The sequence below is a fragment of the Pseudomonas sp. 06C 126 genome (assembly GCF_001855215.1).
GTDB classification, from domain to species: domain Bacteria; phylum Pseudomonadota; class Gammaproteobacteria; order Pseudomonadales; family Pseudomonadaceae; genus Aquipseudomonas; species Aquipseudomonas proteolytica.
This window is the reverse complement of the sequence record NZ_MIFU01000089.1, coordinates 12,900-32,487: the sequence shown is the minus strand read 5'-3', so window position 1 is coordinate 32,487 and position 19,588 is coordinate 12,900. Positions and strand designations below refer to the sequence as shown.

At 61.1% G+C, this 19,588-nt stretch carries 17 protein-coding genes; 6 read left to right on the top strand and 11 right to left on the bottom strand.

The window, feature by feature from the left end; genetic code table 11:
- The first annotated feature begins 17 nt into the window (after positions 1 to 17).
- Entirely contained in the window at positions 18 to 794 is a 777-nt protein-coding gene (locus tag BHC62_RS16210) for an N-acetylmuramoyl-L-alanine amidase (RefSeq protein WP_070995505.1), read from the top strand.
- 294 nt (positions 795 to 1,088) lie between these two features.
- Here BHC62_RS16210 and BHC62_RS16205 read toward each other — a convergent pair whose 3' ends face one another.
- Complete coding sequence (locus tag BHC62_RS16205) at positions 1,089 to 2,876, bottom strand: KinB sensor domain-containing domain (protein ID WP_029290370.1); 1,788 nt, start codon at positions 2,874 to 2,876, stop codon at positions 1,089 to 1,091.
- Positions 2,877 to 2,886: 10 nt separating this feature from the next.
- Positions 2,887 to 4,233 carry a sigma-54-dependent response regulator transcription factor AlgB gene (gene algB / locus BHC62_RS16200; RefSeq protein WP_029290372.1) on the bottom strand — a complete coding sequence of 449 codons (1,347 nt, stop codon included), beginning with the start codon at positions 4,231 to 4,233 and terminating at the stop codon, positions 2,887 to 2,889.
- 394 nt (positions 4,234 to 4,627) lie between these two features.
- Here algB and BHC62_RS16195 point away from each other — a divergent pair, with 394 nt between their 5' ends.
- The 5 genes from BHC62_RS16195 to BHC62_RS16175 all read left to right on the top strand — a co-directional run bounded on the left by BHC62_RS16195 (position 4,628) and on the right by BHC62_RS16175 (position 8,991).
- Entirely contained in the window at positions 4,628 to 4,912 is a 285-nt protein-coding gene (locus tag BHC62_RS16195) for a hypothetical protein (RefSeq protein ID WP_070995526.1), read from the top strand.
- Between the two features lie 79 nt (positions 4,913 to 4,991).
- Positions 4,992 to 5,156 carry a DUF1328 domain-containing protein gene (locus tag BHC62_RS16190; RefSeq protein WP_003170804.1) on the top strand — a complete coding sequence of 55 codons (165 nt, stop codon included), beginning with the start codon at positions 4,992 to 4,994 and terminating at the stop codon, positions 5,154 to 5,156.
- 2 nt (positions 5,157 to 5,158) lie between these two features.
- A complete protein-coding gene (locus tag BHC62_RS16185; protein WP_070995504.1) occupies positions 5,159 to 5,626 on the top strand; it encodes an inhibitor of vertebrate lysozyme family protein in 468 nt (155 codons plus the stop codon).
- A gap of 708 nt (positions 5,627 to 6,334) precedes the next feature.
- A complete protein-coding gene (gene gltP, locus BHC62_RS16180) occupies positions 6,335 to 7,666 on the top strand; it encodes a glutamate/aspartate:proton symporter GltP (RefSeq protein ID WP_029290382.1) in 1,332 nt (443 codons plus the stop codon).
- Between the two features lie 95 nt (positions 7,667 to 7,761).
- Positions 7,762 to 8,991, top strand: coding sequence for a nucleoside recognition domain-containing protein (locus BHC62_RS16175; protein ID WP_029290384.1), 1,230 nt, complete (start codon positions 7,762 to 7,764; stop codon positions 8,989 to 8,991).
- A gap of 91 nt (positions 8,992 to 9,082) precedes the next feature.
- Here the strand turns inward: BHC62_RS16175 and BHC62_RS16170 are convergent, their stop codons facing one another.
- The 9 genes from BHC62_RS16170 to BHC62_RS16130 all read right to left on the bottom strand — a co-directional run bounded on the left by BHC62_RS16170 (position 9,083) and on the right by BHC62_RS16130 (position 19,403).
- Positions 9,083 to 9,694, bottom strand: coding sequence for an ABC-type transport auxiliary lipoprotein family protein (locus BHC62_RS16170; protein WP_070995503.1), 612 nt, complete (start codon positions 9,692 to 9,694; stop codon positions 9,083 to 9,085).
- Entirely contained in the window at positions 9,691 to 10,629 is a 939-nt protein-coding gene (locus BHC62_RS16165) for an MlaD family protein (RefSeq protein WP_029290391.1), read from the bottom strand. Before BHC62_RS16165 ends, BHC62_RS16170 begins: the two co-directional genes overlap by 4 nt.
- Before the next feature lies 1 nt (position 10,630).
- Positions 10,631 to 11,434, bottom strand: coding sequence for an ABC transporter ATP-binding protein (locus BHC62_RS16160; protein WP_070995502.1), 804 nt, complete (start codon positions 11,432 to 11,434; stop codon positions 10,631 to 10,633).
- Complete coding sequence (locus tag BHC62_RS16155) at positions 11,431 to 12,579, bottom strand: ABC transporter permease (protein WP_029290394.1); 1,149 nt, start codon at positions 12,577 to 12,579, stop codon at positions 11,431 to 11,433. The genes BHC62_RS16160 and BHC62_RS16155 overlap by 4 nt, the downstream gene beginning before the upstream one ends.
- Positions 12,580 to 12,634: 55 nt before the next feature.
- On the bottom strand, positions 12,635 to 13,666 hold the full coding sequence (locus BHC62_RS16150; protein WP_070995501.1) for a DUF5924 family protein: 1,032 nt from the start codon (positions 13,664 to 13,666) through the stop codon (positions 12,635 to 12,637).
- 69 nt (positions 13,667 to 13,735) lie between these two features.
- A complete protein-coding gene (locus tag BHC62_RS16145) occupies positions 13,736 to 15,121 on the bottom strand; it encodes a pitrilysin family protein (protein ID WP_070995500.1) in 1,386 nt (461 codons plus the stop codon).
- A gap of 190 nt (positions 15,122 to 15,311) precedes the next feature.
- Complete coding sequence (locus tag BHC62_RS16140; RefSeq protein WP_029290400.1) at positions 15,312 to 16,970, bottom strand: Na/Pi cotransporter family protein; 1,659 nt, start codon at positions 16,968 to 16,970, stop codon at positions 15,312 to 15,314.
- A 292-nt stretch (positions 16,971 to 17,262) separates the two neighbouring features.
- A complete protein-coding gene (locus tag BHC62_RS16135) occupies positions 17,263 to 18,030 on the bottom strand; it encodes a TerC family protein (RefSeq protein WP_070995499.1) in 768 nt (255 codons plus the stop codon).
- Positions 18,031 to 18,095: 65 nt separating this feature from the next.
- Entirely contained in the window at positions 18,096 to 19,403 is a 1,308-nt protein-coding gene (locus tag BHC62_RS16130; protein ID WP_070995498.1) for a CitMHS family transporter, read from the bottom strand.
- Between the last annotated feature and the right edge of the window lie 185 nt (positions 19,404 to 19,588).

Below are 19,588 nucleotides of genomic sequence, written 5' to 3'. Positions count from 1 at the left end.
GCGTACTGTCTGTTGCCATGAAATTTCTCGTTGCTGCTCTTCTGTCCCTCACCCTCGCCGGCTGTGCGAGTGGCCCGCGCCTGGATACCACCCACCCTTCGGTGAACTTCGATAATCGTATCCAGTTCGTCGTGCTGCACTACACCGCGACCAACCTTCAAGGTTCGCTGGCGCTATTGACCAAAGGCCAGGTCAGCAGCCACTACCTGATTGGCGACGACGCCCGTGCGACCATCTATAAACTGGTGGATGAAGACAAGCGCTCCTGGCATGCCGGGGAAAGTGAATGGATGGGGCGTACCTGGCTCAACTCCAGCTCCATTGGTATCGAGATCGTCAACCCGGGCTACCGCGATACGCCCACCGGGCGCGTCTGGTATCCCTACTCCGAAGCGCAGGTCCAGTCCCTGGTGACCTTGCTCAAGGACATCAGCCAGCGCAACCGGATCAACCCTAAGTTCATTATTGGGCATAGCGATATCGCCCCCGGTCGCAAACTTGATCCGGGCCCCTTGTTCCCGTGGAAGCGCCTGGCGGATGAAGGCTTGGGGATCTGGCCCGAGGCCCAGGCGGTCGTGCGGTATCAGGCCGAGTACGCCAGGCAACTGCCAAGCATTACCTGGTTCCAGGAAGAGTTGGCACGCCTGGGGTATTCCACGCCGCAGACCGGCGAGCTGGATGTGGCGACTCGGCGTGTGCTGGCCGCGTTCCAGATGCGCTTCCGGCCGGCCCTGTACGACGGCACGCCGGATGCGCAAAGCGCAGCGATCCTGCGGGTGTTGAACCACCGCTAAGTGGGGTTAGTGGCTAGGGGGCTAGTCCCCAGCTGGGCTGCGTAGCAGCCCTAAACCTGCCACTCGGTTTATCTGAAAAACTCACCGACCTTATTGGGGCCGCTGCGCGGCCCAGCGCGGGGCAAGCCCGCTCGCCACAAGAGGTGCTTTGACCACTGCCGGCAAGGTAAATGTGGCGAGGGGGCTAGTCCCCCGTTGGGCTGCGCAGCAGCCCCAAACCTGCCACTCGGTTAGCCTGAAAAAAGCACCGACCTTGTTGGCGCCGCCGCGCAGGGCAAGCCCGCTTGCCACGAGTTACAGCGGTAACGCCATATAGAACTGCGTACCCTGCCCCGGCCGGGAATAGACTCCCATGCGGCCACCGTGCAACTGCACGATCTCCTTGCACAGCGCCAGCCCCAGGCCGGCGCCGCCTTTCTTGCGGCCTACCTGGACAAAAGGCTCGAAAATCCGACCCTGCTGGCCGTAGGCGATGCCTTCGCCGTTGTCTTCGACGCTGATGATCAGCCGTTCGCCATGGCGCCGCGCCTGCAGGCGAATCTGCCCGCCTTCGCTGGTATGGCGCAGGGCATTGCCGAGCAGGTTGTCCAGGACCCGCTCCAATTGCGCTTGGTCGGCATGCAACCTGGGCAGTTGCGCTTGCGCTTCTACCAGCAGGTCGATGTTTTGCGCATTCGCCAGTTCAGCAAAGCGCGCACGGGCATGTTCAAGCAGATCATTGATGTCGCAAGGCGCCAGGGTGAGTTTTTGCAGGCCGTTCTGGTAGCGGGAAAAGTTGAGTAGGTCGTTGATCAACTGCATCAGGCGCTGCATTTCTTCGTTGACCGTATTCAACAGGTCGGCTTCGCGAGACTCAGGAGGGAATTTCGCCCGTTCCTGGAACAGGCCGAACGCCATGTGCATACCGGTGACTGGCGTACGCAACTCATGGGAAGCACGCAGCACAAATTCGCTGCGCACCCGTTCGAAGGCCCGTTGTTCGGTAACGTCATGCAACACCATCACGGCGCCGAGAATATGCCCTTGGTGGTGGCTGACGGGCGTCATGCTGTAGGTCAACAGGCGTGATTCACCCTCGACTTCCACTTCCAGGTCGTCAGGTGCGTGTTCCAGGTTGCCGCCACGCAGCACCAGGTGCAGTTGCTCATCCAGTTCCGGCCGTTGCAACGCTTCACCCAGGCCCTGCCCCAAGCGACTCTCGTCCCAACCCAACTGGCGCTGGGCGACCGGGTTGAGATGCTCCAGGCGCCCTTGGCGGTCGATCATCAGCAAACCGTCGTCGATGCTGTCGAGTACAGCCTGCAGGCGTTGCTGGCCAGCGAGCAATTCGTCGACATTGGTTGCCTGATGCTGACGCAGGGCTTCGGCCATGATGCCGAAGCGTCGGGTCAGTTGGTTCATTTCAGCCGCCGAAGAAATCGGCAAGGTGACATCAAAATTTCCCTGGCCGATTTTATCGGCTGCCTTGGCCAGGGCTTCGATGGGCCCGCCAAAGCGCCGGGCAATGCCATGGGCGGTGATGAAGCCGATGATCAGCACCGCGAGGCCCACCAGCCCGAGCAGCCCGGCAATCCACAGGGCGCGTTCGCGAGACTGGCTTTCGGTGTCGTTGATGTTTTCCAGTGCTCTTTTATGTTCGCTGATCAGGCCATTGCGCAAGACGTTGAAGCTGGTGGTGAGTTTTTCGTTATTGCGCAGGGACGGCGGCGTACTTTCGTTTTCTTCGAACGCTTCAAGGAACGTCAGGTAATCGGCCTTGGCTTGAGAGAAACCGCCGACCCTGGCGACACTCATTTCGTGGGCGACGCCCTCGTCCAACAGCTTGAAGTATTGCTGCTTGGCCTTGTTCAGCGCCACCGGGTCTGGGGTGTCGTGAAGCATCAGAATCAGTTGGTCACCCAGGCTCTGGCGCAGCTTGAGCCCCAGATCCAGGGTGATGAAGTTGCTGCGGATCAGGGATTCCTGGGTCTTGGCCATTTGCATGACACTCACCAGCCCCAGCAGCAACCCGAGCAGCGCCACGGTGATCAGCGCAGAAATGCTCAGGAACAGCCGCGTGCGCAGTTTCATCGCCAGCTTCATAAGGTACAGCTCACAGGTTGTATTGCTTGCGTTTGCGATACAGCGTCGACGCATCGATGCCCAGGGTCTTGGCTGCCTGGTCCAGGGTGTCGCTGGTGGCCAGGACGGCGCCGATATGGGCCTTTTCCAGCTCATCCAGGCTCAGCGCCGCACCGATGCGCGGTGCATTATTGGTCGGCTGCTCGGCCATACCCAGATGGCTGATTTCGACCTTCTCCTGGGCACAGATGATGCTCGCGCGCTCCACCACGTTGCGCAGTTCGCGGATATTGCCCGGCCAACGGTAGTTCAGCAGTGCTTCGCGGGCCTCGTCGCTGAAGCCGCGAGCTGGCCGCGCGTACTCTTTGACGAAGCGCGCGAGGAAGCGGTCGGCGAGGGCGAGGATATCTTCGCTGCGTTCACGCAGGGGTGGCAGGTGCAGCGTGATGACGTTGAGGCGATACAGCAAGTCTTCGCGAAAACGCCCGTCGCGCACCATGTCTTCCAGGTTCAGGTTGGTCGCCGCCAGGATACGTACATCGGCGCGGCGGGTGACCGGGTCGCCGACCCGCTCATATTCCTTGTCCTGAATGAAACGCAGCAACTTGGGTTGCAATGTCAGGGGAAAGTCGCCGATTTCGTCGAGAAACAGCGTGCCGCCGTCGGCCTGGTTGACCCGGCCCAGGGTGCTTTCGCTGGCGCCGGTAAAGGCCCCTCGGCTGTGGCCGAACAGCTCGCTTTCCATCAGTTCGGCGGTCAGGGACGGGCAGTTGATGGTGACGCAGGACTTCTTCGCCCTTTTGCTCCAGCCGTGGATAGCCCGGGCCAGCTCACCTTTACCGGTGCCGGACTCGCCGAGGATCAGGATATTGGCGTCGGTGCCGGCCACTTGGCGGGCGGTCTCCAGCACCACCATCATCGACGGGCTATGGGAGTCGAGGCCATCCTTGGGCTGGCGCACTTCGCCTTCCAGCGCTTCCAGGCGTGCCGACAACTGACGCACCTCGAGCTGCTTGGCGGTGGCCAGGCGCAGTTGGTCCGGGCTGCAAGGCTTGACCAGGTAATCGGCCGCGCCTGCCTGGATCGCATCCACGGCCGTATCCACGGCCGAATGAGCGGTGACGATCACTACGCGCATCCAGGGCGCCTGGATACGCATCTGCGCCAGTACATCCAGACCGTTGTCCTCGCCCAGGCGCAGGTCCAGGAAGCACAGGTCGAAGACCTGGCGTTGCAGCAGGGCATCGGCTTGGGCCGCGCTGTTGGCGGTGGCCACGGTATAGCCTTCATCTTCCAGGCAGTAACGGAAGGTGCGGAGGATTGCGGACTCGTCGTCCACTAAAAGAATGCGGCCTTGAAGTTCCTTGGCTGATTCCATCTGTCCCGCGCTCCTTAAGTAAAAATGATTGATCTTGGTTAGTCCCGGAATAATCGGGCAAGTTGCATGGTTTATTCTGATTGATTCAAAGCCCAATCGCGCAGCTATCTGAGACCATTCCTACTTACATGCCTAGGCAGCGTGTTTTTCACCCTTCTTGACCCTTCGGCAGTCCTACAGCCCGCTCTGATCCCTTGAACCGACCACTGACCATCGTGCATTTCGCACGGTGAGGATAGGCGCATCGTGCAGGATGCTGCTGGGAAGAAACCGATCAATATTGCAAGTGCCTGATTTTATTGATTTTTATCTGATTAAAAAACTGGCATGCACTCTGCAATACCTCTCCTACAAGCGTGATAACGAACAAAACAACATGCGGGAGATATTCAGGATGACTCGCCAAAGCCTCAAGCCATTGCGTGTATCGCCACTGCGCCTTCAACAGGGGCTGTTCGCCAGCCTCGCCTTGATGGTGACCTTGATCGGTGGTCAGCAATTGCAACATTGGCAGCAGAGCCAGCAGTCCGCCCCGCAGTTCGAGCGCGCACCCATGACGCAGACCCATTTCCGTTCCGTTGGCAGCAGCAGCGCTGAAGTCACCGCTCCACGCATGATGGCGGTTGAACAGGACATCGCCCTGTACGACGAACCGATCGAGGAACGCTGGGTGTTCTAGGCACGAACCTGGCGCCCCGTTGGGTGCGACAGGATGGCTACACAGCAGTCACTTCTATAGACGCATAAGGAGAATCACCATGTTGAGTTGGGCAATCACATTCCTGATCATTGCCATTGTGGCTGCAGTCCTGGGCTTCGGTGGTATCGCGGGCACCGCTACGGGTATCGCCAAGATTCTCTTTGTCGTTTTCCTGGTGATGTTCATCGCTTCCTTCTTCTTTGGCCGCCGCGGTCGAGGCTGAACATGGCCAACATGTCTTTCAAAACCCTTGCTGCCGCCCTGCTGTTGGGCGGCAGTGGCTTGGCCATGGCCGCCAATGACGGCCAGGCGCGGGCCAATGAGCTGCTCAACGCCGATCCGCAGTATCGCGAAACCTGGCAGGGCGTGGTCAAGAAGGAAGAGCGTCTGCCTGAATGGGTGATCAACCTGTCGGGCACGTCTGAGCAAATGAACGCAGTAACGGAAGACGGTGACGGGTATTTGGTAGGGCCGCTGTGTGAAACGGCCGACACCTGCCTTAATAAACGTCTGATCGTCGCGTTCAGCATGGATAAGGACGATGCCTACGCGATGTTGGTCGAAGTTCCTGCCGGGCTTCCGGCGGACAAGTCGCCAACACGGCATGCGGACTATCGCTTCATCGGTAAGCCCGATGAAGGCATGCAGAAGTTGCTGATGGAGCAACTGAAGAAAGATCCGAATTGGTACTAGGCCCCTCTGCGGGCCTCGCCAACATGGAACCAGGCCAACTGCCTGTTTCCGTTTGCACCGCCGCCTGATGACGGTGCATGACCAGGGGGCCGGGTTGCTCTGATCAAGGTGGATCGGCGTGACCTACGGGTACAGGGAGTGCCTGCGCAAGGGCCGGGTCAGGAGAAAAGCTGCGACGCAAGTCCGCAGGCAGTTATGGCCTGACGGACTTGCGGCGAGCTTGATAGTCATCACTAGGCGCTTATGCCGCCTATAGCTGCAAAATTCCCTTCTGCTTCAACATAACCGTTTCGCGGTGTTACATCGCGACCATCTATCGAGAAAGTTTGTCTTCGGCCAGACGTGTTTTTCGATGGTATGCGTAGGAATTTGCACGAGTTTTTTCCAGCCGACAAAAAAGCCTAACGTCCCTAGGCGAGCCTGAAATGGCCGGTTAACGGCATGTATGCCTGACAAAATGTCGCATTCGAACTGACCAAACAGACAGTTTTATTTGCAAAAACTCATGCCGATTCGGCATGGGGTAGGCGTTTACGGCATTAGACTATGCCCCCCCGCATGGGAATAGTTGCGCCTTTTTTCGCTTGCCAGTAAGCCATATCGGCCAACTGCGGTGACCTTCTACGGAGGCTGATGCTCACACTTTTTCGCTTCCGGGCGTTCCAGCTGGCGCATCTGCCTGAGTCCACTTGAAACAAGGGTAATGACATGAAGAAGGCAAAACTAAGCCTCGCCTGGCAGATCCTCATCGGTCTGGTGCTAGGGATTGCAATCGGTGCTGTACTCAACCACTTCAGCGCCGAAAAAGCCTGGTGGATCAGCAACGTGTTGCAGCCGGCGGGCGATATCTTTATCCGCCTGATCAAGATGATCGTGATCCCGATCGTGATTTCGTCGCTGATTGTCGGAATCGCCGGTGTAGGGGACGCGAAAAAGCTCGGTCGGATCGGCGTAAAGACCATCGTTTACTTCGAAGTGGTCACTACCATTGCGATTGTGGTCGGCCTGCTGTTGGCCAACCTGTTCCACCCGGGTGCCGGCATCGACATGAGCACCCTGGGTACGGTGGACATCTCCAAGTACCAGGCGACCGCCGCCGAGGTGCAGCATGAGCATGCGTTCATCGAGACCATCCTCAACCTGATCCCATCGAACATCTTTGCCGCTGTTGCTCGTGGCGAGATGCTGCCGATCATCTTCTTCTCCGTGTTGTTCGGCCTGGGCTTGTCGAGCCTCAAGCCAGACTTGCGCGAACCCCTGGTCACCATGTTCCAGGGCGTTTCCGAGAGCATGTTCAAAGTCACCCACATGATCATGAAATACGCCCCTATCGGTGTATTTGCCCTGATCGCGGTGACCGTGGCCAACTTCGGCTTCGCCTCGCTGCTGCCTCTGGCCAAGCTGGTGATCCTGGTCTACGTCGCCATCCTGTTCTTCGCTTTCGTGATTCTTGGCCTGATCGCCCGCCTGTTTGGCTTCTCGGTGATCAAGCTGATGCGCATCTTCAAGGATGAGCTGGTACTGGCCTACTCCACCGCCAGCTCCGAGACCGTGCTGCCGCGCGTGATCGAGAAGATGGAAGCCTACGGCGCACCGAAAGCCATCTGCAGCTTCGTGGTGCCAACCGGTTATTCGTTCAACCTCGACGGTTCGACCCTGTACCAGAGCATCGCGGCGATCTTTATTGCCCAGCTGTATGGCATCGATCTGTCGGTTGGCCAGCAACTGATGCTGGTACTGACCCTGATGGTCACCTCCAAAGGTATCGCCGGTGTACCGGGCGTGTCCTTCGTGGTACTGCTGGCAACCCTGGGCAGCGTGGGCATCCCATTGGAAGGCCTGGCGTTCATCGCCGGCGTCGACCGCATCATGGACATGGCGCGTACCGCCCTGAACGTGATCGGCAATGCCCTGGCCGTGCTGGTCATCTCGCGCTGGGAAGGCATGTACGACGATGCCAAGGGCGAGCGCTACTGGAACTCCCTGCCACACTGGCGGACCAAGACCGCGCTGCCGGCTGGCGAGACCAGCCAGGGCTGATCGCCGCTTGAATCGCACAAACCCCGGTAAATCCGGGGTTTGTCGTTTCTGCCAGCCCCGCTATCATTCGCCACATATTTAAAGGGGTGTGACTGATGCTCAATGGCCTGTGGCTTGGCTTCTTTGTCGTGGCAATGGTATCGGCGCTGGTGCAATGGCTGGTGGGTGGAAACGCCGGGATCTTTGCGGCGATGGTGGAGAGTATCTTCGCCATGGCCAAGCTGTCGGTGGAGGTGATGGTACTGCTGTTCGGTACCCTGACATTGTGGCTGGGCTTCCTGCGCATCGCCGAAAAGGCTGGGATCGTCGAGTGGCTGGCCAAGGCCCTGGGCCCGCTGTTCCTGCGCTTGATGCCGGAAGTCCCGGCCGGTCACCCGGCCATCGGCTTGATCACCCTCAACTTCGCCGCCAACGGCCTGGGCCTGGATAACGCGGCCACGCCGATCGGCCTCAAGGCCATGAAGGCGCTGCAAGAGCTCAACCCGATCCCCAACACCGCAACCAACGCGCAGATCCTGTTCCTGGTGCTTAACGCGTCCTCCCTGACCCTGTTGCCGGTGACGATCTTTATGTACCGCGCCCAGCAAGGCGCGCCGGACCCGACCTTGGTGTTCCTGCCAATCCTGCTGGCCACCAGCGCCTCGACCCTGGTGGGCCTGCTGTCGGTGGCGCTGATGCAGCGCCTGCGCTTGTGGGACCCGGTGGTGCTGGCGTACCTGATCCCGGGCGCGCTGGTACTGGGCGGCTTCATGGCCTTGCTGGCGACGATGTCGGCCACGGCCCTGGCGGGCCTGTCCTCGATCCTTGGCAACCTCACGCTGTTTGGCCTGATCATGCTGTTCCTGCTGATTGGCGCGTTGCGCAAGGTCAAGGTCTACGAGGCGTTTGTCGAAGGCGCCAAAGAGGGCTTTGACGTCGCCAAGAACCTGCTGCCGTATCTGGTGGCGATGTTGTGTGCGGTCGGCGTGCTGCGCGCTTCCGGGGCGCTGGAGTTTGGCCTGGAAGGCATTCGCCACCTGGTGGCCTGGACCGGCCTGGACACGCGCTTTGTCGACGCCTTGCCCACGGCAATGGTCAAGCCGTTCTCCGGCAGTGCGGCGCGGGCGATGCTGATCGAGACCATGCAGACCCAAGGCGTGGACAGCTTCCCGGCACTGGTGGCGGCGACGATTCAGGGCAGTACCGAGACCACCTTCTATGTACTGGCGGTGTACTTTGGCTCGGTGGGCATCCAGCGCGCGCGGCATGCGGTGGGGTGTGCGCTGCTGGCGGAGTTTGCTGGCGTGGTGGCGGCGATTGCCGTTTGCTACTGGTTCTTTGGCTAAGCTTCAGGCCGCTATCGCAGGCAAGCCAGCTCCCACATTTTGATTTGTGAACACATCAAATGTGGGAGCTGGCTTGCCTGCGATGAGGCCCTCAGCGTTTAGGTACTGTATTGCCCTGCGTCACCACCCAATCCACCACCTGCTTGTTCAACTGATCTCCGGCCGTACCAAACCCGGCCACCACCACTGGCACTTGGGTATCACTCACCGGCTGGCGCACTTCAAAACGCTTGGCAGCCACGATCCGTTGGTCACTGCCGCGCACCAATCGCGCATCCAGCCGGATCACCACCTCCACCGCACTGCCGCGGTACTCGCTCTGGAAGGCCTGCAACTGCCCGCCCAGTTCCAGGTCCGCCTGTAGATTGGTGTCATCAGTGCTCAACAAGGCCACCCGGCCATCGCGCTGGAAGCCGTCCAGCAGGCGGTTGCGCAACAGCACCGGCGCTGGATCGCTCCAGCGGGACTGGGCATAGCTGCTGATCAAATCGCCCTGAGGCACCACGGCAATGCGCGGGCTGTCGAGGAATTCGCTGGCTTGCGGTTTGGCCAGGCGCAACGACCAGGCTACCGGGTTGCCGTGGGCCGTCACTTGGGCGGTGGGCAGGCGATAGACGTTGGAAGGGTCGGCCTTGGGCAGGATCGAGCAGGCACTGACCAGCGCCAGGGCCACCGGAACGATCATTTTATAAGCACGCTTCATGGCGTGAACTCCTTGTTCTTGTCACTGCCCAGCAGGTAGCCGCTGGGGTTGGCTTCCAGGCGACGGGAGATGGCGCGCAAGGAGCCCAGGGTATCGCGCAGCTCGCGTACGGCAGGCGCCAGTTCGTTGAGGCCCTGCATGCCGCTGTTCAGGGAATCCTTGTTGTCGTCCAACAAGCGGTTGATGGTCGCGGTGCTTTGCTCCAGGGAGCGCATGGCCCCTTCGGCGCTGCCGAACATCTGCTTGCCCTGGTCGTTGAGCAGGCCATTGGCGTTGCGCATCAGCGCAGTGGTCTGCTCCAGCGTGGCGCCGGCCTGTTTGCTGACCTGGGCCAACTGCTGCATCACCACCTTGATATCACCGCGCTGCTCGGCGATGGCCCCGGTGGTCTGCTCCAGGTGTGCCAGGGTGCTGCTCAAGCGGTCGACGTTATCGGGCGAGAACATGCGGTTGGCGTTATGCAGCAGCAAGTTGATGCTGGTCATCAGGTCGTTGCTGTTATTGAGCAGCCGGGCAATGGGCGATGGCGAGGCGGTGATCTGCGGCAGGTTGCCGTTCTTGCCTTTGAGTTCGGGGCTTTGCGGGGTGCCACCGCTGAGTTGGATGATCGAGGTGCCGGTGATGCCGGTCAACGCCAGCTTGGCCTGGGTGTCTTCCTTGATCGGCGTCTGGCCGGCCAGGCGGATACGTGCCAGTACGCGGCGCGGGTCTTTGGGGTCCAGGCGCAGGCTGGTGACGTCACCCACCTTGATCCCGCTGTACTGCACCGCGCTGCCCTGGGACAAGCCGCTGACCGCTTCGTTGAAGATCACTTCGTAATCCTGGAACGCGCTGTCGACGCTGGATTTGGCCAGCCACAAGCCGAACAGCATGGCGCCGACCACGACTATCACGCTGAACAGACCGATCATCACATGATGGGCTCGGGTTTCCATGTCATACCTCGTTGAGCGGTTGAGCGGCATCCAATGCCGCGCGGCCCCGAGGGCCATGAAAGTATTCGTGAATCCAGGCGTCGTCCGTTTCCGAGACAACATCGATGGCATCTGCCACCAGCACCTTTTTCTGCGCCAGCACGGCCACGCGATCGGTGATGGTGTAGAGCGTGTCGAGGTCGTGGGTGATCAGCAACACGCTCAGGCCCAAGGCATCACGCAGGGTCAGGATCAGTTGGTCGAATGCCGCCGCGCCGATGGGGTCGAGGCCAGCGGTCGGTTCGTCGAGAAACAAAATGTCCGGGTCGAGGGCCAGGGCGCGGGCCAGGGCCGCACGTTTGATCATCCCGCCGGACAGCGAGGACGGGTATTTGTCGGCCGCCGACAATGGCAGCCCGGCCAGCGCAAGCTTGACTGCCGCCAGATGCTCGGCATCGGCGCGGCTCAGGCCGGCGTGTTCGATCAGTGGCAGGGCGACGTTTTCCGTGACCGTCAGCGAGGAGAACAGCGCGCCTTTCTGGAACAGCACGCCGAAACGCCGTTCCACCAGGGAGCGTTCGTGTTCTGAGAGGCTCGGCAAGTCCTGGCCGAATACCCGCACTTGGCCTTCGCTGGGCTGACGCAGGCCGATGATGCTGCGCAGCAGCACCGACTTGCCGCTGCCCGAGCCGCCCACTACGGCGAGAATCTCGCCCTTGTACAGATCCAGGTCGAGGTTTTCATGCACGCTCTGCGGGCCAAAGCGGTTGCACAGGCCACGGACTTCGATCACCGCCTCGCTGGGCGCTCGTTGTAAACGGCTCACCAGCCCATCTCCATAAAGAACAATGCGGCTACCGCGTCGAGCACGATCACCACGAAAATCGATTGCACCACTGCGGAGGTGGTGTGGGCGCCGACCGATTCGGCGCTGCCGCTGACCTTGAAGCCTTCCAGGCAGCCAATGGCCGCGATCAGGAAGGCGAAGAACGGTGCCTTGACCAGCCCCACCAGCAAATGCTGGACACCAATGTCCGATTGCAGCAGCGAGAGGAACATCGCCGGCGAAATATCCAGGGCCACGGCGCACACCACGCCGCCGCCGACAATGCCTGAAATCATCGCGAGAAAGGTCAGCATCGGCAGCGCCACCAGCAGCGCGAGGACGCGTGGCAGTACCAGCAACTCCATGGGGTCGAGGCCCATGGTGCGGATCGCGTCGATTTCTTCGTTGGCCTTCATCGAGCCAATTTGTGCGGTGAAGGCGCTGGCGGTGCGGCCGGCCATCAGGATCGCGGTGAGTAGGACACCGAACTCACGCAAGAAGGAAAACGCCACAAGGTCCACGGTGAAAATGCTTGCGCCGAAACTCTCCAGCACCGTGGCGCCGAGAAACGCGACCACCGCGCCCACCAGGAAGGTCAGCAAGGCGACGATAGGCGCGGCATCCAGCCCCGTCTGTTCGATATGCGCCACCATCGGCGTCAGGCGCCAGCGCTTGGGCCGGAACACGCCGCGAGCGAAGGTTTCGAGAATCAGGCCGATAAAGCCCAGCAGGGTCATGGCGTCTTGCCAGACGGTATCCACCGCGCGGCCGATGCGTGCCAAAAGCTGAATACCGGCGTTTTGCTGCGGCTCTTTGACCGGCACACAAAAATCATTCAGGGAGCGGTAGACGGTCTTGAGCAGCGCCCGGTCGGCAGCGGGCAGGCTGCAGTCGGTTTGTTCGGCCGAATGCTCAATGCGCTCCGGGCCCAGCAGTTCCACCAGCAACGAGGCGCCGGCGGTGTCCAGTGCGCCCAGGCCGTTGAGGTCGACGCGGGTGCTGGCGTCGTACTGGCCGTCGAGGCTTGCCGAGAGCTTTTTCAGGGCGCTGTAGTGGGCCAGCGTCCAGTCCCCGGTAACCCGCAATTGAGGCGGCTGGGTGGACGCGTCCAGGTGGGCATTGCCTGCCGTTGTGCTACTGGTCATAAGCTCCGAGCTTGTTTGGCTATTCCACAATTGCTATGTAATAGCACGATCCGTCCTACTTTGGCGTGTCCGTTTGTACGCTGTCAGTGACTTTAAAGCGCAACACGCCGATCACCTGGCCGTCTTCGGTCAGCACCCGTACTTGCCAGCGGCCCACGGCATTCGCCGGGAAGTTCTGCTTGTGGGTCCAGGCCCGGTAGCCTTCCTTGCGTCCGCCATGGATATCCAGGGCGATGCGGTCGACCTCTTTGCCGTTGAACTGCCACACATGGTAGATGCGCTCGTCCAGCCCGCGCGGTGCGTTGATTGCGGTATAGGCGTACAGGCCGCTGCTGCGCAGTTGGCTGGCGCTGACTTCTTTGAGGTCATCGCCGGGGGTGCGGTCCTGCAATTGGGTGCTGATTGCCACTTCGGTCATCCACAGGGTGGCCGGCGGCACCCAGCTGCGCAGGAACCAACCCGCGCAGCCAATCGCCGCCGTCACGCCCAGCAGCATCAGCCAACCCTTGACGCTGCGCAGCGGCAGGCTCACGGCCAGGCTGGGGATCGACAAGGCCATCGCCACCCCCAGCGCCAGTTTGTAACTCTCGGCGGTGGTCAGGTGCAGGATGATCGGCAGTGCGGTGAGCAAGGCGGCAAACAGGGTCAGGGTGTGCAGTGCCAGAAACAGCGAGCGCTTGGGCGCCAGCCATTTGTAGTACAGCGGGTCGGTGATCGAGACCAGTGCGGCGGCGCCCAGCAAGCCGGTGAAAATGGCCTGGCTGCTGTTCCAGGTGGTGGTGACGAAAAAGAACGGCAGGACAAAGAACAGGCTTTCCTGGTGGATCATCTGTGTGGCGTAGCGCAGCAGCGGTTCGGGGATTTCCCGCTTGAAGACCTTGCTGAACAACTGGGTGAAGCTGTTTTCCAGCATCAGCCACAGCCAGCTCACCAGCATGATGATCGCGATCCAACTGGCCATGCCTTGTTGGCGGTCCACCAGGATAAAGCTGCCCACCCCCGAGATAAAACCGCCGAGTGCGATCACCCCTGGGTAGCGCTTCATCAGTTCGAGGACGCGCTGGATGAGAAGGGTCAGGTTTGGCATTCGGCAGTTCGCAGTCTTTGTAGGAAAAAATCCCAGACAGAATAACGTCTTAGCCTGTTGATAGGCGTGTCATTGCACAATTGCTTTGCGATAACGGCGCAGCCCAATCAGCACAATAGCAATCAGCCCCAGCACGCCTGCGGCGATCCAGCCCAGGGCGTCGTAACTGAGCAGCGGTTTTTCGATGCGCCAGTAGCCCTGCTGGTTGAACAGCTGGCGCATGGCCTGATTGGTTTGCGCCAGGCTCACGGCCTTGAGGCGCTTGGCCGGGTCGCGAAGACGCCCGTCGGCGTAGTCGGCCAAGGCACCCCAGTAGTAGTCGGCCAGCGCGCTATTGCCCTGCACGGCCCAGGCCTGGCGGTCGATGGCGGCTTGTTGCAGGCGGCTGAAGGTCGCCGGGTCGAGGCCGTCCTCAAGCAGCCTGGTCTTGAGGCTTTCAAGAACGCGTTCGGCCTCGGGCAGGTTATCGCGGTCAAGGTCCGCGTTGAGGCTCATGAACCCCACGCCGCCCAGCACTTCGCGCTCGCTCCATGGGCCGTAGGACAGGCCATGCTGCAGGCGCAACTGGCGATACAACGCCCAATCCAGGTAGTCCTTGAGCAGGTCGTAGGTGGCATCGTGCTGCTCGTCCAGCGTGGGTTCGGGGAACAACCAGTGCAGCTTGGCGCCATCGCCGACCCAGCCACGGATCAGGTCACGATGGGTCGCTGCGGCGCCCAGGGTTTGCGGCAACGCCCTGTGTTCGCTGGGGTCGACCGGCTCGAGTTGGCCGTAGGTGCGCTCCAGATAGGCCGGCAGCAGTTTGTCGAGGTCGCCGACGATGATCAGGGTCATGTTGTTGGGGGCGTACCAGGCCTGGCGCACGCTCTGCAGTTGCGTGCGGGTCAGGTGTTCAACTTCGGCCCGCTCGGCGCATTTGAGGCCCAGTTCCACCGCCAGTTGATTGCTGGCGTTATGGCCCAGGTCCTGGCGATCCAGCAGGCGTTGCAGGTGTGAATAGTGACCCCCATCTTCGCGCTCGACCACCTGCTTGGCGGCGTTGATTGCGGCGTCGCTCAGCTCGGTCCGGGTCAGGATCGCCTTCAGCAGGTCCAGCACCTTGCGCTGGTTGCGCGCCGGGGCCTCGATGACGAAGGTGGTGTCGGCGTTGCTGGTGTAGGCGTTCCACTCCCCGCCCAGGGCCTGCATCTGTTCTTCCAGCTCGCCTTCGCCGCCGCCATCGATGCCGCTGAACAGCAGGTGTTCCAGCAGGTGCGGCAGTTCTTTGTCTTCGCAACTGAAGTCATCCAGGCCTACGCCGACCACCAGGCGGATCGCCACGTGCCCGCGCTCGGTGCCCGGCTTGAGCAGCAATTGCAGGCCGTTGGGCAACATGTAGCCTTCGACCTGCAAGCGATCAAAGGCAGAGGCGTGGGCCGAGCCTATGAGCAGGCAGGCGAGTAGCAGGCGACGCATAACGGGGTTCCTAGCTAACAATAACGGTTGAAACTGGCTTTTTGTGGGAGCGGGCTTGCCCGCGATGCGCGCACTCGGTGAATCAGTTACACCGCAGTGATGCTATCGCGAGCAAGCTCGCTCCCACACAAGCCCGCTCCTACATTGGGTAGGTGGTGTTTTTAACTGACTCCCGGGGTGTGCGGTTCGTTCAGGGCGAATGGGTGATGTCGGCAATATTGTCCACCGCCAACGCACCGGTCTCGGAGGTTTCCAGCACGACATAAGCACTGCTGCAAAACAACGAGTTCAGGCGCTTCATGTCGGCAATCAGCTCCAGGTGCAGGGAACTGGTCTCGATGCTTTGCACGATTTTGCGTTGCAGGCGGCTGACGTGGGCGTGGGCCAGGCGCCGTTCCTGGGCGCGGAAGCGGCGCTTCTCGCGCAGCAATTGGCGGGCGCTTTCCGGGTCGGCACTGAGGAACACCGACAGGCCCAGGCGCAGGTTGGAGATCAACTGGCTATGCAGGCCGGCCAGTTCTTCGAGCCCGACTTCGGAAAACGAGCGGCGCTGGGAGGTTTTCTGCTGCTGGACCTTACGCAGCATACGTTCGATCAAGTCGCCGGCCAGCTTCAGGTTGATCGACAGCTCGATGATCTCGGCCCAGCGCCGGCTGTCGTGCTCGCTGAGATCTTCGCGGGGCATTTGCGCCAGGTACAGCTTGATCGCGCTGTAGAGTGCCTCGACGTCATCACTGAGGCTGCGCATTTCCTGGGTGATGGCGGTTTGTTTGCCGCGCAGCACTTCCAGCATGGCGGTCAGCATGTTGTCGATCAGGTCCCCCAGGCGCAGGGTTTCCCGTGCGGCGTTGGCCAGGGCCAGGCTCGGGGTGGTCAGCGCCGTCGGGTCCAGATGACGGGGCTTGGCCAGGCCATTGGCCTCCGGGCGCTCCGGCAGCAGCCAGGCACACAGGCGCGCCATCGGGCCGATGGTGGGCAGCAGGATCAGGCAGCGGGTGACGTTGTAGAGCAGGTGAAAGGTGATGACCATGCCTTGGGCGCTGTAGTCCAGGGTGTCCATCCACAGCACCAGCGGGTCCAGGACGGGAATGATCAGCAGCAGGCCGATCAGCTTGTACAGCAGGCTGCCCAAGGCCACTTGGCGACCGGCGGCGTTTTGCATGCTGGTGCTGAGGAACGCCAGGACACCGCTGCCGATATTGGCCCCGATCACCAGGCCGATGGCCACATGCAGGCCAATCACCCCGGCACCGGCCAGGGTTGCGGTCAGCAGCACGGCGGCCAGGCTGGAGTAGGAAATCATCGCAAACAGCGCGCCCACCAGGGCGTCGAGCAGGATGTCACCGGTCAGCGATGCGAACAGCACCTTGACGCCCTGGGCCTGGGTAATCGGCCCGGCGGCTTCGACAATCAGTTGCAGGGCGAGAATGATCAGGCCCAGGCCGATACCGACCCGGCCCATCTGCCCGGCGCGCGTCTGTTTGCGCGACAGGAAGAAGATCACCCCGAGAAAGATCAGCAGCGGCGACAGCCAGGACAGATCCAGGGTCAGCACCCGTGCCATCAGCGCGGTACCGACATCGGCGCCGAGCATGGTCGCCAGGGCGGGCGTCAGGCCCATCAGGCCCTGGCCGACGAACGAGGTCACCAGCATCGCCGTGGCGTTGCTGCTTTGCACCATGGCGGTGACCAGGATCCCGGCAATGAACGCCAGCCAGCGCCTGGCCATGTTCTGCCCGATGACCTGGCGCAGGTTGGAGCCGTAGACCCGCAGGATGCCGGTACGGACGATGTGCGTGCCCCAGATCAGCAAGGTCACGGCGGAAAGAAGATTGAGCAGGGTCAGCATGCTCGGCCCCCTGTATTGAGTCGTGCTCCAAGTGGAGCAAAAAGTGCCGCGTGCCGTTTTGTGTTGTGTACTTAAGCTGTAGTTGGCGAACGGCCTGTGCGCCAGCATCGCATAGCTAAAGTCGGCTTTGAAACAAAACTGTCATGAAATCAGCTTTTTGCAGGCGCCTGAAACGACTGTAGGAGCGAGCATGCTCGCGAAGAACTCAAGGGCAACGCGTGCAATCAGGCAGCACGCGTTACCGTTGGCGTTTTTCGCGAGCACGCTCGCTCCTACAGGTGTTGCCCGCGGGTTATTGGCCCGGGATGTCCTTGCGCAGTTTCACAGGATCCTGCTGCTTTTTCTTTTTCGCGATGGCGGTCCGCATCTTGATGTTGACCGCTTCTACCGCCAGGGAGAACGCCATGGCGAAGTACACGTAGCCTTTTGGCACATGCACGTCGAAGGATTCGGCGATCAGCACGGTACCCACGATCAGCAGGAACGACAGCGCGAGCATTTTCAACGATGGGTGCTTGTCGATGAACTCGCTGATGGTGCCTGCGGCCAGCATCATCACCAAGACCGCGACGATGATCGCAGCAACCATGACCGGTACGTGGGAAACCATACCCACGGCGGTAATCACCGAGTCCAGGGAGAACACGATATCGATGATGGCGATCTGGATGATGGTGTAGATGAACTTGCCACCCTTGCCTTTCGGCTCGTCATGGGTTTCGTCTTCACCTTCCAGGGCGTGGTACATCTCCTGGGAGCTTTTCCACAGCAGGAACAGGCCGCCGAAGAACAGGATCATGTCGCGGCCGGAAATACCCTGGCCGAACACCACGAACAGGTCGGCGGTCAGTTGCATGACCCAGGTGATCGACAGCAGCAGCAGGATCCGGGTGACCATGGCCAGGGCCAGGCCGAAGATCCGGGTGCGCGCTTGCATATGCTTGGGCATACGGCTGACCAGGATCGAAATCATGATGATGTTATCGATGCCCAGAACGATCTCAAGAGCCGTCAGGGTGAAGAAGGCAATCCAGATCTCCGGATTGGTCAGCCATTCCATATGTGTTCCTTTGCGCGAGTGTTAGACCGCGCCGGCAGGAGGGCCGGCGCAGTGGGTTGTTACGATTATAGAGTGCTGAACAGCGGGAATGTGCCCAACAGCAATGCGGCGACCATTATGCACAGGCACACCAGCACTGCCCACTTCAGGGTGAAGCGCTGGTGATCGCCAAATTCGATACCGGCCAGGGCCACCAGCAGGTAAGTCGACGGCACCAGCGGGCTGAGCAAGTGGACCGGCTGGCCAACAATCGAGGCACGGCCCATTTCTGCGGCGGTGATGCCGTAGTGGCTGGCGGCTTCGGCCAGTACTGGCAATACGCCGTAGTAGAACGCATCGTTGGACATGAAGAAGGTGAACGGCATGCTCACCAGCGCGGTGATCACCGCCAGGTACGGGCCAAGGGCTTCAGGGATGACGGCCAGCAGGCTCTTGGACATGGCGTCGACCATGCCGGTGCCCGACAGAATGCCGGTGAAAATACCTGCGGCGAAGATCAGGCCGACCACCGCCAGCACGCTGCCCGAGTGGGCGGCAACGCGGTCTTTCTGCTGTTGCAGGCACGGGTAGTTGACGATCATCGCGATACTGAAGGCCACCATGAACAGCACCGGCAGCGGCAACAGGCCGGCGATCAGGGTGCACATCAGGGCCAGGGTCAGGGCGCCGTTGAACCAGATCAGTTTCGGGCGACGGGCATCCGGGAACTGCGAGACGCTGATTTCGCTGTGATCGATTTCATCGCCTTGCAGGTGCAGTACGCCGAGTCGGGCACGTTCGCGCAGACCGTACATATAGGCAATCACCAGGATGGCCACTACGCCGGCGGCCATGGCGGGGATCATCGGTACGAAGATGTCCGATGGGTCCACGTGCAGGGCACTGGCGGCGCGAGCGGTCGGGCCGCCCCAGGGGGTCATGTTCATCACGCCACCGGCGAGGATGATCAGGCCGGCCATGATTCGCGGGCTCATGCCGATGCGCTTGTACAGCGGCAGCATGGCGGCCACGCAGATCATGTAGGTGGTGGCGCCGTCACCGTCCAGGGACACCACCAGCGCCAGCACGGCAGTACCGACCGAGACTTTCAGAGGGTCGCCCTTGACCAGCTTGAGGATCTTGCGCACGGCCGGGTCAAACAGGCCGGAATCGATCATCAAGGCAAAGTAGAGGATGGCAAACATCAGCATCACGCCGGTAGGCGCCAGCTTGGTGATGCCTTCGAGCATCATCGGGCCGATCTTCGGCGCAAAGCCACCGAACAGCGCGAACAGGATAGGCACGATGATCAGGGCGATCAGCGCCGAGAGGCGCTTGGTCATGATCAGGAACATGAACGTGATGACCATGGCAAAGCCAAGGAAAGTCAGCATAGGAATACTCCAGGCGTAGCGCGGCTAGGGAATGGCGAACCGGGTTGGGGTCAGCGCAGAACGAAAAGCGCGAGGCGTACGGGGGGAGTCGGGGAAAACAGGCGGGTACGAGCGGACATCAGCATCACCATTGTTGTTGTTAATTGGGCCCCTGGGCATGAAAACGCTCAGGTTGGCCAACCGGT

Bases quoted from the DNA above. Each gene is read 5' to 3' on its own strand.
- BHC62_RS16210 (WP_070995505.1), top strand. From the start codon at position 18: ATGAAATTTCTCGTTGCTGCTCTTCTGTCCCTCACCCTCGCCGGCTGT.
- BHC62_RS16205 (WP_029290370.1), bottom strand. From the start codon at position 2,876: ATGAAGCTGGCGATGAAACTGCGCACGCGGCTGTTCCTGAGCATTTCT.
- algB (WP_029290372.1), bottom strand. From the start codon at position 4,233: ATGGAATCAGCCAAGGAACTTCAAGGCCGCATTCTTTTAGTGGACGAC.
- BHC62_RS16195 (WP_070995526.1), top strand. From the start codon at position 4,628: ATGACTCGCCAAAGCCTCAAGCCATTGCGTGTATCGCCACTGCGCCTT.
- BHC62_RS16190 (WP_003170804.1), top strand. From the start codon at position 4,992: ATGTTGAGTTGGGCAATCACATTCCTGATCATTGCCATTGTGGCTGCA.
- BHC62_RS16185 (WP_070995504.1), top strand. From the start codon at position 5,159: ATGGCCAACATGTCTTTCAAAACCCTTGCTGCCGCCCTGCTGTTGGGC.
- gltP (WP_029290382.1), top strand. From the start codon at position 6,335: ATGAAGAAGGCAAAACTAAGCCTCGCCTGGCAGATCCTCATCGGTCTG.
- BHC62_RS16175 (WP_029290384.1), top strand. From the start codon at position 7,762: ATGCTCAATGGCCTGTGGCTTGGCTTCTTTGTCGTGGCAATGGTATCG.
- BHC62_RS16170 (WP_070995503.1), bottom strand. From the start codon at position 9,694: ATGAAGCGTGCTTATAAAATGATCGTTCCGGTGGCCCTGGCGCTGGTC.
- BHC62_RS16165 (WP_029290391.1), bottom strand. From the start codon at position 10,629: ATGGAAACCCGAGCCCATCATGTGATGATCGGTCTGTTCAGCGTGATA.
- BHC62_RS16155 (WP_029290394.1), bottom strand. From the start codon at position 12,579: ATGACCAGTAGCACAACGGCAGGCAATGCCCACCTGGACGCGTCCACC.
- BHC62_RS16150 (WP_070995501.1), bottom strand. From the start codon at position 13,666: ATGCCAAACCTGACCCTTCTCATCCAGCGCGTCCTCGAACTGATGAAG.
- BHC62_RS16145 (WP_070995500.1), bottom strand. From the start codon at position 15,121: ATGCGTCGCCTGCTACTCGCCTGCCTGCTCATAGGCTCGGCCCACGCC.
- BHC62_RS16140 (WP_029290400.1), bottom strand. From the start codon at position 16,970: ATGCTGACCCTGCTCAATCTTCTTTCCGCCGTGACCTTGCTGATCTGG.
- BHC62_RS16135 (WP_070995499.1), bottom strand. From the start codon at position 18,030: ATGGAATGGCTGACCAATCCGGAGATCTGGATTGCCTTCTTCACCCTG.
- BHC62_RS16130 (WP_070995498.1), bottom strand. From the start codon at position 19,403: ATGCTGACTTTCCTTGGCTTTGCCATGGTCATCACGTTCATGTTCCTG.